The following is a 14344-nucleotide window of genomic DNA, read 5'->3' on the forward strand; positions in this document are numbered from 1 at the left end:
ATAACAGTGTGACACCAGCCGCCCACTGGCACAAGCTAAACACATTGCGTATGGGTGGTAAAGCACGCCGTGAATCCATCCATGGAGGCTCGTCTGCAGCATCCATGCTGCAGACGGCTTTACCCCCAAACTCACCTTACACTTATATAGTGTTACTAGTATTTTTTGAAAACAGAAAAGAATGCTGCCTTCTGCTGGCAAGGTATAAATGGTTACGAACTCTATTAGTTTGGTCGATACATTTATATGTACGTAGAAAGGCGGTATAAAGGGAACGATAAAAAGAAGTGAGATGTTTTATATGAGTGAAGATGATTCTGTGGGCGTGAGTTCTGCCGGTAAGTATATGGTGGTGCTGGCGTGGATTTGTGGGTTTGCCCTGCTGGTCTATGTTTTTTCTGGCTTGCTCGACAAGCAAGTTAACCCAAATAGCGAACCTCAGTCACAACGTATTGGCTCGCAAACTGAAGTACGTTTAAAGCAGAATCGTGCGGGGCACTATGTTACTTCTGGCTATATAAATGGTGAAGAAGTGGTGTTTTTGGTGGATACTGGCGCTACCGATGTGTCTATTCCTGCCCATTTAGCCCAGAGGCTTCAACTACAAGCGGGTCGCAAAGGTTTAGCCAATACCGCTAATGGTACGGTTACTGTGGCTGAGTCTTCTATTGATACCCTTCGTATTGGCGACATTGTCTTAAATAACGTTAGAGCAAATCTAAACCCTGGTATGCAAAGTGAGCATATCTTGCTTGGAATGAGTGTTTTACGGCAATTAGAGTTTACTCAGCGCGGAGATTGGTTAATATTGCGTACCCTTTAATTCTAAACAGCGATCATCATGATTTCACCCGACATTAACGCCATTCGCGAACAAGTTTCTCTCGCACTAATTGAAGATTTAGGTGGCGAGCTTAACGCGCATAACGACATTACTGCGAACTTAATAGATGAAAGCGAAAGCGCGACTGCCACTATTATTACCCGTGAGCATTGTGTTATTTGCGGCGTAGCCTGGGTTGAGCAAGCGTTTGCGTTAATTGATGAGAGCCTAGAATTAGTATGGCAAGTGAAAGACGGCGACACCGTAGAGGCCGATACTACTCTGCTTACCTTAACAGGCTCGGCTCGCGCCATTCTTACCGCTGAGCGTGTAGCACTTAACTTTCTGCAAACCCTTTCTGCTACGGCGACAGTGACGGCAAGCTACGCGAAGTTGTTGGCCGGAAGTAATACCAAAATTCTTGATACGCGCAAAACCCTCCCTGGTCTTCGCATGGCACAAAAGTATGCGGTACATTGTGGCGGCGGGCAAAATCATCGTATTGGTTTGTTTGATGCGTTCTTAATTAAAGAAAACCACATTTTTTCCTGCGGCTCTATAGAGAAAGCAATAAGCCGCGCCAAAGAAATGAAACCTGGTAAGCCTGTTGAAGTAGAAGTAGAAAGCTTAGAAGAATTGCAACAAGCACTTGTTGCAGGGGCTGACATCGTTATGTTGGATAACTTTACCAACGAACAGATCCAAAAGGCAGTAGCGCTAACCCAAGGGCAATGTAAACTGGAAGTGTCAGGTAACATTACCGATGAACGGTTATCGTCGCTAGCAACACTGGGTGTAGACTATATTTCATCTGGTGCACTAACCAAGAATGTGAAGGCAATTGATTTATCGCTAAGAGTGAATTTAGCGTAAAACAGATTTGTCGATTAGCTTGCGTTAAGTTCACATGTAACAGTTCAAATGACGTGCTTGGGTATAAAATTACTTTACTACTTTATAGGCACGTTTCACCGGTTTCGTTCTAGGTAGTATAGTTATCTATACGTACGAAAGTTGCAAATTCATACCAAAGTTCAACAACATAGGGCTGAAAAGCCCTTTTTGAATGTGTCATACTGAAAAAGTCAGACATAGGTATTTTTCTGCATACTTGTCTCTGACCAATAAATTTATATACTTAGATTCAAGTACCAGGGGCGTTTAAGGACGACTCGGGTATAAACGTCAATTTGAATTACATTTAAACTTAACGTGCTATACACGTCCCGGAGAAAACCATGATGAACATGAATAATAAAAACCAAAAGGGTTTCACCCTAATCGAATTAATGATCGTTGTTGCCATTATCGGTATTTTGGCGGCAATCGCTTTACCTGCTTATCAAAATTATGTGAAAAAAGCTAGGTTCTCAGAGCTTCTTAATGCATCTGCTGCAGCTAAAACCGCTGTTGAGGTTTGTTACCAATCAAATGCTGCTTTAACAAATTGTAATTCTGGAACAAACGGGATCCCTGCCGCTATAACTGCTTCGGGTGATATAGTCGGAGTTTCAACAGCAGCAGGCGTTATATCGGTAGCTACGCATGCTGATCACTCTAGCTTGTCTAGCACAACTGCTACATTTACTCCTACTGTAACAAGTAATCGTTTAACTTGGACAATCACATGTAGTGACGATTCACTTTCGAACAGCTGTACAACTGCAACAGCAACTCCTACCTCTTAACTATATTTGATTTGAACAGCCCAGTGAATACTGGGCTTTTTTGTCTAGCTAAATGGAAACTCAAAATGGCAAAGGCAACATTAGTATTTGAATGGCAGGGGAAAGATAGAAAAGGTAATAGCCAAAAAGGCGAACTCTCCGCTATCAACATTGCTGAAGCTAAATCTCTACTGCGCCGAAGAGGAATTTCCGCCAACAGGGTTAGGAAACAAAGCGCCTCACTGTTTAAGCGTAAACAAAAAATCAAAGCTGCAGATATATCGATTGTATCTCGCCAAATTGCAACAATGCTTTCAGCGGGCGTTTCTTTAATTCAGTCCTTAGAAATGATTTCACAGGGTCATGCCAATCCAGCAGCCCGGAAACTCCTATCGGAGATAACTGATGAAGTTCGCGCAGGTAATCCACTTTCTTCAGCGCTACGTAAACATCCAGACTATTTTGATGATTTATACTGTGACTTAGTTTATACCGGTGAACAATCCGGTGCTTTAGAAACTATTTACGACCGAATAGCCACTTATAAAGAAAAAGCGGAAGCCCTTAAATCTAAAATCAAAAAGGCCATGTTTTATCCTATTGCTGTGGTTGTTGTAGCGCTTATTGTAACAACCATATTATTGATTTTCGTAGTTCCTCAGTTTGAAGAAATATTTAGCAGCTTTGGTGCGGAACTCCCCGGATTCACTCTATTAGTACTGGGAATTTCAAATTTTGTCCAAAGTTATGGGATATTCATAGGCATTTGCATTAGTGTAGCTGGCTACTTGTTTATGCGGGCTCATAAGAAAAGCCAAAGCTTTCGCGATAGAGTTGATAGAGCGGTTCTTAAAATTCCCGTTATTGGGGAAATACTCAAAAAAGCCAGTATCGCAAGATTTACTCGCACCCTCGCAACTACTTTTGCTGCCGGTGTACCTTTAATTGGCGCACTTGAATCGGCTGCTGGCGCGTCGGGCAATGCGGTATTTAGAGACGCTATCTTATATATTAGAAAAGAAGTGGCTGGCGGTATGCCAATGTTTATCTCCATGCGCGCCACCAATGTATTTCCCGATATGGTCACGCAGATGGTCGCCATTGGTGAAGAATCTGGCTCGGTTGAGGAAATGCTCAGTAAAATAGCAACAATATATGAAGCCGAAGTAGATGATATGGTCGACGGCTTAACCAGCTTGCTTGAGCCAATGATCATGGCTGTGCTAGGTGTGGTGATTGGTGGACTTATTATCGCCATGTACCTTCCCATATTTGAAATGGGTAATGTGGTATAACCTTTTACGCCAGCTGCTCCTTGTTTGTTCGTACACTACACATGATTAGGCTTGCCCAGCGCAGGCCTTTTTTGCATTATTAACTAAAATAAAAAAGAGAACGCTATTTTATGGAAGCGATATTGCTTACCAGCCAATTATACCCGTGGTTATTCTACCTATTTGTTTTTGTAGTGAGTTTAATGGTAGGAAGCTTTTTAAATGTGGTTATTCATCGCTTGCCCATTATGATGGAAAACAGTTGGAAGCAGGAATACGCCAGTTACTTTAGTGAAACTGATAGCGATGCAACAAATAGCAAGAAAAACGCTGTTTTAGATTCTAGTGCACAAACTTCCCCTGAAACGTTTAATTTAGCCAAGCCAGATAGCACCTGTCCTAGTTGCGGCCACAAAATTCGGGCATGGGAAAACATTCCTATTATTAGCTATTTATTCCTTCGCGGGAAATGTTCAAATTGTAAAACCCCTATTTCTATTCGCTATCCGTTAGTTGAGTTATTCACTGCCCTAACCTGTACATTCGCCGCCTATTATTTTGGCCCAACACCGCAAGCAATATGGGCGGTGATATTTACTTATATTCTTATTGCCTTAATTTTTATCGATTTAGATAAAATGTTGCTTCCTGATCAACTTACCCTACCCTTACTTTGGCTTGGTTTAATACTTAGCACACAATCCATTTTTGTAGGCCCTGTTGACGCTATCATTGGTGCCGCCGCCGGATATTTGAGTTTATGGTCTGTATTCTGGTTGTTTAAAATAGTCACCGGGAAGGAAGGCATGGGATATGGCGACTTCAAAATATTGGCCGCCCTTGGTGCTTTCACAGGCTGGCAGGGCTTGCCTATCATCATTTTACTGTCTTCAATTGTAGGGGCTTTTGCTGGTATTGCCATTATGCTATTCCAAAATAAAGGCAAATCATTGGCTATCCCCTTCGGGCCATATCTTGCCGTCGCAGGTTGGATAACACTCTTTTATAAAGACACGATTATTACCCACTATATAAAATGGGCGCTACAGTAATGGACGCAACTAAAACAGCAGAAGTTGAAAAAAAAGTGCCTTCGAAAGCAAACGATAAAATGGTGGTTGGCCTTACCGGGGGAATAGGCAGCGGGAAGTCTGCCGCTACAAATAAATTCGCAGCGTTAGGCATTGATATTATTGATGCCGATGAAGTGGCGAGAGATGTTGTTACTCTTGGCAGTGAAGGATTAACTAGAATAACCGAGCATTTTGGCCACGCTATTTTGTTAGAAGATGGCACCCTTAACAGAGCCGCGCTACGAGAACGAGTTTTTAATAACAGCGAAGAAAAGCAATGGCTCAATCAATTGTTACATCCGCTTATCCGCAAAACTATGCTGCAACAAATAGCTGATGCAACCAGCCATTATTGTATTTTATCGGTTCCATTGTTGGTTGAGGGCAACCTCACAGAATTATGCGACCGCGTAATTGTGGTAGATTGTCCAGAGTCTATGCAGCTTGAACGAGCCATGCAACGCGATGGCAGTACTAAGCAAATTATTGAAAGTATTATGGCATCGCAAGCGACGCGAAAAGAACGATTGGCAGCTGCAGATGATGTTATCGATAATAGTAAAACCCTCGCGTTTTTAAATGAGCAAGTACTCACCCTACACAGTAAGTACACCGGTCAGTAACTGGTAAATACAGTGCAAATAACGAAAATTCTCCGTAAATCCGGTTTTACTGCAACTTTTTTCCTTAAAACTCGTCAAAAGTTTAATTGATTATGAAAGTAGGCTTGGCTTAGGGCAGTTCATGCATTAGGCTTTAGGGTTAAGTCTATGTGTTTTAAGGATATCCATGAGCGAAGCTGTATTCGAATTTCCCCTAAAGGAAAAAGTGCGTAACTATCTGCGCGTAGAGCAGCTTCTTGGGCAGTTAAAAAGCACCGCGAAATCTGACAGTGTTCCGCTGCAAATGGTTTTCTTTGAGCAGTTATTTGAGTTACTCGATTTAATTGAGCGATTAGATTTGCGCTCAGACATGAGCAAAGATTTAGATGCCCATGAAAAAAATCTCGTTTACTGGTCACAGCACCCTAAAATTGACAGTGCCGCATTAGATCAAGCACTTAAAACGATTGTTAATCTTAAGCAAAAGCTAAAAACTGACCGCCGCTTTGGCAGTGCGCTTAAAGAAGATAAACTGCTAAGTGCCATTAGGCAGCGTTTCGCTATTCCAGGTGGTTCGTGTAGTTTCGACCTACCCAATCTTCACTTCTGGCTGCAACAACCAGCCGAAACTCGCCAACATGAAATCGGCCAATGGCTCGACACCTTGAGCCTACTAGACGACACCATAGCCGTTAGCTTGTCTTTTATTCGAGAACGCGGACAATTCAAAACGGTTACCGCAGACAACGGCTTCTACCAAGGTGCTGCTGAAGATAAAAACGAGCTTATCCGTATTAAGTGCCGTGTAGATGAAGGCTACTACCCTACCCTTAGTGGTAATAAATACCGCTACGCCCTACGCTTTTTATGGTTCTCTCCTGCACAAGGTCAAAACGCTGCCGTTGAATCTAATATTCAGTTTAAACTGGCAGCCTGTTAAACTACTCCCATTGTATTTTTATTGTGCCACTGGAGTAATTCATGGTTGTAGATTGCCCGATTTGCGCGAAGTCGGTTCCCTGGAATAACGATAGCGAATTTCGCCCCTTTTGTAGCAAAAAGTGCCAACTTATTGATTTAGGAGAATGGGCCTCAGAGGAAAGGAAAATTGCTGCAAAGCCTTCTGAACAGCCTTCCGCCCAAGAAGTCGATATTGAAGAAATAGAAGCAATGCTTGCTAAACAGTCTGACGACTTTTTTAAACACTAATAGGAAGTATATGATTAATAAAATTGCGCTTGTTGGTGGAACCCATGGTAATGAAACCAGTGGTATTCAGCTTATTCATAATTGGCAATCTGAAGGGTTTTCTGACGAGCAATCATCGCGATTTTCATCATTGGATATTTCGCTGACCATTGCTAACCCAGATGCCCTAAGCGCTAATGTACGGTTTGTTGAAGAAGATTTGAATCGTCAATTCACGCTAGAAGCGTTAGAAAAAAACAGTGCTGCTAAAGAGGCTAAGCTGGCCAAACAGCTTAACCAACAATTTGGCCCGAAAGGCGACTCTGCCACTGACTTGGTGATTGATATCCACAACACCACCAGTAACATGGGTGCAACGCTTATCATTTTAGAAGCTGATGACTTCCACGTTCAGCTTGCTCGATTTGTAAAACATCACATGCCTGAAGCGAACATTCTATTGGAAGACGAAAAGCCGTATTTAGAACACGGTTATTTGTGTACCACAGGCAAACGTGGCGTCATGATTGAAGTAGGCGCACAGCCTCAAGGTGTATTGCGAGAAGACGTTTATTTGCTTACCCAAACCATGGCTGAAGTTATTCTCGATTTTTGCCAAGCCTACAACACAGATAGCCTTGAACAATATCCCGAGTGCGAGGTATTTAGACTAGGGGAAAATATTAAATTCCCACTAAATGCCGAGGGTAAACGTACAGCGATGATCCACCACTCATTGCAAGACAATGACTTTGCCCCGCTCATTCCCGGCGCACCTGTATTTCGCTCTTTTGACGGTAAAGACATTGAATGGCAAGAAGCACAAGAAACCTATCCTCACTTCATTAACGAAGCGGCTTATCACAAGCTTGATGTAGCCTTTGCCACCGCAACACGGATTATGCTGTAGCCTCTAGAAGTCCGTATTTCAGCACGTGACACAGAGACAAAAAAGGGCGGTCCATGAAGACCGCCCTTTTTTATTTTGAAGTATATTTTTAAGTTAGAAGCCAGCCGCTACTTTGAATATTTCTTATGAAGCGCATCGATAATAGCCACGTTAGCTGCTGGAAATTCACTGGCTTCCAATGCACTGACTTCAACCCAGCGCGTTTGTTGGCTTTCCTTACCTTCAGGTTCACCGCCAAACGCACTCACAGCGTGCACATCAAGCTTAACCAGCTTATCGCCATAATCATGCTCTATTACCAGCAAAGGCTCGCTAGATTGCACTAGAATGCCAATTTCTTCCTGCAACTCTCGGCGTAATGCATCAAGTGCGGTTTCATTGGCTTCCACTTTACCTCCTGGGAACTCCCACTTGCCGCCTTGATGTGCGTTATCAGCTCGCAGGCTGATAAACACTTGTGTGCCGCGAACTACTACCCCAACGGCAACATGTACAATTTTCATTAACTTAATTTACCGTGGCACTGCTTGTACTTTTTACCTGAACCACACGGGCAAGGATCGTTACGACCTACTTTAGGACCGTCACGCACTTCGGTACGTACTTTATCGCTTGCTGCTTCTGGTGGTGCTTCTGTGGCAGATGCGTTTTCGTGCTCAAATTGCTTAGGCACATTATCCGCTTGGCGACGCTGTTCTTCTACTTTCTCAACGTCTTCTTCAGCTTGTACTTTCACACGTGAAAGAATAGTAATAACTTCAACTTTCAACGCTTCTAGCATTTGTGAGAACAAAGCAAACGACTCACGCTTGTATTCTTGCTTTGGATTCTTCTGCGCATAGCTGCGTAGCCCAATACCTTGACGAAGGTGATCCATTGCCGCTAAATGCTCTTTCCAATGGCTGTCTAGGTTTTGTAGCATCACTGCTTTTTCAAACTGTCGAAGAACTTGTTCACCCACTACACTTTCTTTTTCTTTATAGCTAGAAACCACTTCATCGTGAATTCGCTCGCGAAGCTTTTCTTCGTAAAGCTTATCGTCGTTTTCTAACCAAGTTTGAATAGGTAAGTCTACGGCGAAGTCAGCGCGTAAACGCTCTTCTAAGCCTTTAACGTCCCACATTTCCTCTAGAGATTGTGGTGGAATATATTCATCAACCACACCACTTACCACATCTTCGCGGATTACTGCGATGGTTTCACTAATATCGCCTTCATCAAGCAACTCATTACGTTGCTCGTAAATCACTTTACGTTGATCGTTTGCTACATCATCGTACTCAAGTAATTGCTTACGAATATCGAAGTTACGACCTTCCACTTTACGCTGGGCGTTTTCGATAGCACGGGTTACCCATGGGTGCTCAATGGCTTCACCTTTTTCCATCCCTAAGCGCTTCATCATATTGCCCATTTTTTCAGAGGCAAAAATACGCATTAAGGCATCATCTAGTGACAAGTAAAAACGGCTTGAACCTGGGTCGCCCTGACGACCTGAACGACCACGTAGCTGATTATCGATACGGCGAGACTCATGGCGCTCTGTACCAATAATATGTAAACCACCTGATGCTAAAACGGCATCATGACGCACTTTCCACTCAGCCTTAATCTTATCGATTTGTGCTTGAGTAGGGTTTTCAATTTTTTCAATCTCTGCTTGCCAGTTACCACCAAGCACGATATCCGTACCACGACCGGCCATGTTTGTTGCAATGGTGACTGCGCCAGGCTTACCTGCTTGCGCAACAATGTCGGCTTCGTGTTCGTGGAACTTAGCGTTAAGCACTTTATGTGGAATTTTGCTTTTCTTGAGTACTCGAGACAACAACTCAGAATTTTCAATAGATACTGTCCCTACCAAGGTAGGCTGACCGCGCTCAACACACGCTTTAATATCTTCTACAATAGCATCGTATTTTTCTTCTGCCGTTAAGTAGATAAGGTCGGCCTTATCTTTACGCTGCATAGGTTTATTCGTTGGCAACACAACCGTTTCTAGGCTGTAGATATGCTGGAATTCGAATGCTTCCGTATCGGCTGTACCTGTCATACCCGCAAGTTTGTTGTACAAACGGAAATAGTTTTGGAAGGTAATAGACGCTAGAGTTTGGTTCTCGTTTTGAATCTTCACACCTTCTTTTGCTTCTACAGCTTGGTGTAAACCTTCAGACCAACGACGGCCTTCCATTGTACGACCGGTATGCTCATCAACAATAACAATTTGGTCTTCTTTAACGATGTAATCTACATCTTTCGAGAACAACTTGTGGGCACGAAGCGCTGCGTTAATGTGGTGAAGTAATGAAATGTTACCCGCAGCAAATAACGATTCGCCTTCTGGTAATACGCCTGCACGATGCAAAATTTCTTCTACATGGCCCTGGCCACGTTCAGTTAAATGAATTTGTTTTGCTTTAAGGTCGATAGTGTAATCACCGTCGCCTTCTTTACCTTCTTCATCTTCTTCTTCTTGCTGAATCAATTCAGGAATAACTAAATTAATACGGCGGTAAAGTTCAGAACTGTCTTCTGCTTGGCCTGAAATAATCAGCGGAGTACGAGCCTCATCAATTAAAATTGAATCCACTTCATCCACCACAGCAAAATTAAGTGGGCGCTGAACGCGGTCTTGCGGGCTAAACGCCATGTTGTCACGCAAGTAATCAAAGCCGAACTCATTGTTCGTGCCATAGGTAACGTCTGCTTGATAGGCATCGCGCTTTTGCTCGTGCGCCATACCAGGTACGTTACAACCTACACGCATACCCAAGAAAGTGAACAGCTGATTAGCCCATTCAGCATCACGCTTAGCAAGGTAATCGTTCACGGTAATAACGTGAACACCTTTGCCTGACAAGGCATTTAAATAAGTAGGCAACGTAGCGGTAAGGGTTTTACCTTCACCGGTACGCATTTCTGAAATTTTACCTTCGTGTAATACTTGGCCGCCCAGCATTTGCACGTCAAAGTGGCGCATACCGTACACACGTTTACTTGCCTCACGTACGGTAGCAAAAGCTTCGTACATAAGATCTTCAAGGCTTTCGCCTTTTTCAATTCGTTGTTTAAACTCAGCCGTTTTTGCTTTTAACGCCTCATCAGAAAGCTGTTCATACTCTGCTTCCAGTGCATTGATGGCATCTACATTTTTTTGTAATTTTTTTAATAGACGGTCGTTTCGGCTACCGAACACTTTTCTAAGGATGCTTGAAAACATTAGCTTGTTATTTCCACTACTTGTCGAGACGCCGCACGGTAAGAGCACAGCTGCGATTAAACGTAAAAGACACTATCTAATTAAGATAATGCCAAGCGATTACTAATTGTTGCGTAAGCTGAATGCTTACTTACCTGGCTGCTGCCGTGTTTATTTTTTATAAACGTATGGCAGAGGATCGATTTGCTTACCGTTTCTTATTACTTCGTAGTGAACATGAACGCCAGTAGAGCGCCCTGTATTGCCCATTTTAGCGATAGATTGACCTTTGGTCACCACATCGCCTATTGAGACAGTCAAAGTTTCATTGTGCCCATAACGGGTTATAAAACCATCACCATGTTCTATTTCTACTAGATGCCCGTAACCGCTACGTTCGCCTGCCCAGGTAACAATACCTGCAGCAGTCGCTAAAACGTCATCACCCGCTTTGCCAGCGAAATCTAAGCCTTTATGCATGGCTGTTTCACCAGTGAAGGGGTCGGCGCGCATACCATAATAAGATGACAACCATCCCGATGCTATCGGTCGACCAGATAATTGACTCTGCTCATGGATATGGTGACCCCTCACCAAACTTTCAAGCATAGAAAGCTGCTGAGATTTTACGTCGAGAGATTGCTGGAGCTTATTAATCTCGCTGAGTAAGGGATCATCTTGGAGGTTGTCCGGTATCGATACAGGTACAAAAGCGTCCAGGTCAGCCGCTGTCATACCTAATTCTGTTGCTATCTGTTTTCCTTTATCATCGAGCATAGACGCTTGTGCTGAAAGCTCGGCAATATGGGAAATCAAAGTTTGTAATTTAATGGTGGTCTGTTGTTTAAGTGCTTCAACGTCTTGTTGCGTTTCATTCACTTCAGATTGTGCTAGGCGAACCCTAGCCACATCTTCAGACACAGATTCTGTGGAACGACTAGACACTAACATGAATATCGACGACAACACGGTCGCGCTCACCAGCGTACGTACACTGATGCTATGACGATAGCGTTTGTTCTTGCCTGATAGCGTTATTGTTAGCTTCATACCACAAATAGGAAATTTCTGTCGTGCTCAGTGAACTTCCAATACCTGTTTGCTGGCAAACATAGTCTCGGCTGTTGGCCGAACTGGAACGTAAAGAAGTTATGACACATTAATTATAATTATATAGATTGCTTACTTTATCATTGTTTAGTCTAAAAGCTAAACGAAAAAAAGCCGCCATGTAGGCGGCTTTTTATATACCGGTTTACGCTAATACTGGTTGAGCGTAATGTATAGGTGCTTTATCTTGAGAATCGTAAGTTATAAATTCCCAGCAGTCTTTCTGCGCAAGCACGGCGTTCAATAGTTTGTTGTTTAAGCCGTGGCCTGTTTTATAAGCACGCAATTCACCAATAAGGCTATGCCCACCTAAGTACAAATCACCAATAGCATCTAAAATTTTATGCTTTAAAAATTCGTCGTCGTAACGTAAGCCTTCAGGATTCAACACGCGAAATTCATCAAGCGCAACCGCATTTTCCATGCTGCCGCCTAATGCTAAGTTATTAGCATTCATGTATTCAAGGTCGCGCATAAAACCGAAGGTACGTGCACGGCTTACTTCGTTCACATAAGAACATGAATCGAAATCCATGGTCATATGTTGACGAGTTTGGCTGATAACTGGGTGATCGAAGTCAATCTGGAAATCAACACGGAAACCATCATAAGGCACTAATTCGGCCCACTTATCGCCATCTTCAACGCGAACAGTTTTCTTAATACGGATAAAGCGCTTGAGTGCGTTCAACTCTTCAATTCCTGCTGATTGAAGCAAGAATACGAAGGGGCTAGCACTACCGTCCATAATAGGCAGCTCGTTGCTATCAACTTCTACAATGATGTTGTCGATACCAAGCCCTGCAAGCGCAGATGCCAAATGCTCAACGGTTTGAATAGTTACGCCGTCTTCATTATTCAAACAGGTACACAGCATGGTATTTCCCACCGCGTTTGCACGCGACGGAATATCAACATGAGGTTCAAGGTCAACACGCCTAAACACAATTCCCGTGTTCGCAGGCGCAGGCCGGAGAGTCATTGTGACCTTTTCCCCTTTATGAAGCCCAATTCCGGTTTCTTGCACCGGGTGCTTGATTGTACGTTGTCTAATCATCTGCTTATGCTTTTACCTATAAAAAAAGCGGTCGCGAATTATAGTGACTTACCACTTATTTGTCAAAAATACGCAATTTGAACCATTCGCTAATCCAAAAATTTACGCGCAAGTCGCCACTCTGGTCACTAATCTGAAAAATTTCCAGTTTAGAACCTACCAGACAAATAGTGCCCTTAATACCGTTCTGACAACGGTACTTCAGAAAAATTCACTTCAATTTCAGCGAGGTGAATTAGTCTGCTTGCTTACGCAAAAACGCTGGAATGTCTAAATACTCTAAATCATTACCAGGTTGCGCTTCATCTTCAGCTTTAAGTGCTTGGTTGCCTTCAGTGCCACCAACCGATGCTGAACGAGGTTCAGACGCTGTTGTGCTACCGTACTCTTTAGCTGGCGTAGTTAAACGCGAACCTTCTGAGCTTACTAGCGAAATGTCAGGTTTACGCTCTGCGCCAATACCGGTTGCAACAACCGTTACGCGAAGCTCATCTGTCATTTCCATGTCGATAACCGTACCCACAACCACGGTTGCATTTTCAGAAGCAAACGCTTTAACAGCATTACCCACAGTTTCAAACTCATCGATAGCGAAATCTGGGCCAGCTGTGATATTCACAAGAATACCGCGGGCACCTGATAAATCGATATCTTCTAGTAGCGGGCTCGCAATTGCTGACTCAGATGCTTCTTCAGCACGGTCTGGACCACTTGCTGAACCGCTGCCCATCATGGCTTTACCCATTTCAGACATTACTGTACGTACGTCGGCGAAATCCACGTTGATCAATCCAGGGCGAGTAATTAGCTCTGCAATCCCCTGAACAGCACCACGTAACACATCGTTCGCTGCGCTGAATGCTTGAAGTAGAGGCGTACCTGGACCCATCACTTTTAACAATTTCTCATTAGGAATAGTGATAAGTGAATCTACGTTGTTAGCCAGTTCAACAATGCCCTGCTCTGCAAACGTAGTACGCTTTTTACCTTCGAATGGGAATGGCTTAGTAACAACAGCCACAGTAAGAATTCCCATTTCACGGGCAATTTTTGCCACTTCAGGTGCTGCACCAGTACCTGTACCCCCCCCCATACCTGCGGTGATGAAAACCATATCTGCGCCGTCTAATGCTTGGCGAATGGTTTCTCTGTCTTCATGTGCAGCGTCGCGCCCAATGTTAGGATCGGCGCCTGCGCCTAAACCTTTAGTAACACTAGAGCCAATTTGTAAGGTAACGTCAGCATTTGAGCTACGTAGTACCTGTGCGTCGGTGTTTATCGCAATAAACTCTACGCCTTCAATGCTTTGAGACACCATGTGCTCAACTGCATTTCCGCCGCCACCACCAACACCGATGACTTTGATTACGGCTTCTTCGCCGTGACTATCCATTAATTCGAACATACTTACTCTCCGGTTGTACGTCTTCTATGCTTTGCT

The 14344-nt window shown here is 43.5% G+C and carries 14 protein-coding genes; 9 read left to right on the top strand and 5 right to left on the bottom strand.

Annotation, left to right across the window (positions count from 1 at the left end; translation table 11 throughout):
• The first annotated feature begins 292 nt into the window (after positions 1 to 292).
• The 9 genes from AV939_RS15215 (at position 293) to AV939_RS15255 (ending at position 7537) form a co-directional block, all read left to right on the top strand.
• Positions 293 to 823 (top strand): retropepsin-like aspartic protease family protein, encoded by a 531-nt coding sequence (locus AV939_RS15215; protein WP_138118214.1) that lies wholly within the window; start codon positions 293 to 295, stop codon positions 821 to 823.
• 18 nt (positions 824 to 841) lie between these two features.
• Positions 842 to 1696 carry a carboxylating nicotinate-nucleotide diphosphorylase gene (gene nadC, locus AV939_RS15220; protein ID WP_057789980.1) on the top strand — a complete coding sequence of 285 codons (855 nt, stop codon included), beginning with the start codon at positions 842 to 844 and terminating at the stop codon, positions 1694 to 1696.
• Between the two features lie 365 nt (positions 1697 to 2061).
• Positions 2062 to 2511: a pilin gene (locus tag AV939_RS15225; protein ID WP_057789978.1), complete on the top strand. Its 450-nt coding sequence runs from the start codon at positions 2062 to 2064 to the stop codon at positions 2509 to 2511.
• Between the two features lie 65 nt (positions 2512 to 2576).
• The gene (locus tag AV939_RS15230; protein ID WP_057789976.1) at positions 2577 to 3785 is read left to right on the top strand and encodes a type II secretion system F family protein; all 1209 of its coding nucleotides are present in this window, start codon (positions 2577 to 2579) and stop codon (positions 3783 to 3785) included.
• A gap of 110 nt (positions 3786 to 3895) precedes the next feature.
• Complete coding sequence (locus AV939_RS15235; protein ID WP_057789974.1) at positions 3896 to 4816, top strand: prepilin peptidase; 921 nt, start codon at positions 3896 to 3898, stop codon at positions 4814 to 4816.
• 59 nt (positions 4817 to 4875) lie between these two features.
• Positions 4876 to 5460 (top strand): dephospho-CoA kinase, encoded by a 585-nt coding sequence (gene coaE / locus AV939_RS15240; RefSeq protein ID WP_057795957.1) that lies wholly within the window; start codon positions 4876 to 4878, stop codon positions 5458 to 5460.
• Between the two features lie 166 nt (positions 5461 to 5626).
• Entirely contained in the window at positions 5627 to 6379 is a 753-nt protein-coding gene (zapD, locus tag AV939_RS15245; RefSeq protein ID WP_057789972.1) for a cell division protein ZapD, read from the top strand.
• A 41-nt stretch (positions 6380 to 6420) separates the two neighbouring features.
• Entirely contained in the window at positions 6421 to 6648 is a 228-nt protein-coding gene (yacG, locus tag AV939_RS15250; protein WP_057789970.1) for a DNA gyrase inhibitor YacG, read from the top strand.
• 10 nt (positions 6649 to 6658) lie between these two features.
• A complete protein-coding gene (locus tag AV939_RS15255; RefSeq protein ID WP_057789967.1) occupies positions 6659 to 7537 on the top strand; it encodes an aspartoacylase in 879 nt (292 codons plus the stop codon).
• Between the two features lie 107 nt (positions 7538 to 7644).
• On the opposite strand, the gene mutT is transcribed toward AV939_RS15255, so the two are convergent.
• The 5 genes from mutT to ftsZ form a co-directional block, all read right to left on the bottom strand.
• The gene (gene mutT, locus AV939_RS15260) at positions 7645 to 8040 is read right to left on the bottom strand and encodes an 8-oxo-dGTP diphosphatase MutT (RefSeq protein ID WP_057789965.1); all 396 of its coding nucleotides are present in this window, start codon (positions 8038 to 8040) and stop codon (positions 7645 to 7647) included.
• Entirely contained in the window at positions 8040 to 10757 is a 2718-nt protein-coding gene (gene secA, locus AV939_RS15265; protein WP_057789963.1) for a preprotein translocase subunit SecA, read from the bottom strand. The genes mutT and secA overlap by 1 nt, the downstream gene beginning before the upstream one ends.
• A gap of 150 nt (positions 10758 to 10907) precedes the next feature.
• Positions 10908 to 11786 (bottom strand): M23 family metallopeptidase, encoded by an 879-nt coding sequence (locus AV939_RS15270; protein WP_057789962.1) that lies wholly within the window; start codon positions 11784 to 11786, stop codon positions 10908 to 10910.
• 205 nt (positions 11787 to 11991) lie between these two features.
• Positions 11992 to 12903 (bottom strand): UDP-3-O-acyl-N-acetylglucosamine deacetylase, encoded by a 912-nt coding sequence (gene lpxC, locus AV939_RS15275; protein ID WP_057789960.1) that lies wholly within the window; start codon positions 12901 to 12903, stop codon positions 11992 to 11994.
• Between the two features lie 235 nt (positions 12904 to 13138).
• Positions 13139 to 14308, bottom strand: a complete 1170-nt coding sequence (ftsZ, locus tag AV939_RS15280; protein WP_057789958.1) for a cell division protein FtsZ — start codon at positions 14306 to 14308, stop codon at positions 13139 to 13141.
• Positions 14309 to 14344: the final 36 nt, after the last annotated feature.

Origin of the sequence: Alteromonas sp. Mac1, assembly GCF_001562125.1 — a bacterium.
GTDB lineage: Bacteria > Pseudomonadota > Gammaproteobacteria > Enterobacterales > Alteromonadaceae > Alteromonas > Alteromonas stellipolaris.

What these genes read in the sequence shown, in the direction of transcription:
- AV939_RS15225 (WP_057789978.1), top strand. Translation starts at nt 2,062, where the DNA reads ATGATGAACATGAATAATAAAAACCAAAAGGGTTTCACCCTAATCGAA.
- nadC (WP_057789980.1), top strand. Translation starts at nt 842, where the DNA reads ATGATTTCACCCGACATTAACGCCATTCGCGAACAAGTTTCTCTCGCA.
- AV939_RS15230 (WP_057789976.1), top strand. Translation starts at nt 2,577, where the DNA reads ATGGCAAAGGCAACATTAGTATTTGAATGGCAGGGGAAAGATAGAAAA.
- ftsZ (WP_057789958.1), bottom strand. Translation starts at nt 14,308, where the DNA reads ATGTTCGAATTAATGGATAGTCACGGCGAAGAAGCCGTAATCAAAGTC.
- yacG (WP_057789970.1), top strand. Translation starts at nt 6,421, where the DNA reads ATGGTTGTAGATTGCCCGATTTGCGCGAAGTCGGTTCCCTGGAATAAC.
- secA (WP_057789963.1), bottom strand. Translation starts at nt 10,757, where the DNA reads ATGTTTTCAAGCATCCTTAGAAAAGTGTTCGGTAGCCGAAACGACCGT.
- AV939_RS15235 (WP_057789974.1), top strand. Translation starts at nt 3,896, where the DNA reads ATGGAAGCGATATTGCTTACCAGCCAATTATACCCGTGGTTATTCTAC.
- mutT (WP_057789965.1), bottom strand. Translation starts at nt 8,040, where the DNA reads ATGAAAATTGTACATGTTGCCGTTGGGGTAGTAGTTCGCGGCACACAA.
- AV939_RS15255 (WP_057789967.1), top strand. Translation starts at nt 6,659, where the DNA reads ATGATTAATAAAATTGCGCTTGTTGGTGGAACCCATGGTAATGAAACC.
- AV939_RS15270 (WP_057789962.1), bottom strand. Translation starts at nt 11,786, where the DNA reads ATGAAGCTAACAATAACGCTATCAGGCAAGAACAAACGCTATCGTCAT.
- lpxC (WP_057789960.1), bottom strand. Translation starts at nt 12,903, where the DNA reads ATGATTAGACAACGTACAATCAAGCACCCGGTGCAAGAAACCGGAATT.
- coaE (WP_057795957.1), top strand. Translation starts at nt 4,876, where the DNA reads ATGGTGGTTGGCCTTACCGGGGGAATAGGCAGCGGGAAGTCTGCCGCT.
- zapD (WP_057789972.1), top strand. Translation starts at nt 5,627, where the DNA reads ATGAGCGAAGCTGTATTCGAATTTCCCCTAAAGGAAAAAGTGCGTAAC.
- AV939_RS15215 (WP_138118214.1), top strand. Translation starts at nt 293, where the DNA reads ATGTTTTATATGAGTGAAGATGATTCTGTGGGCGTGAGTTCTGCCGGT.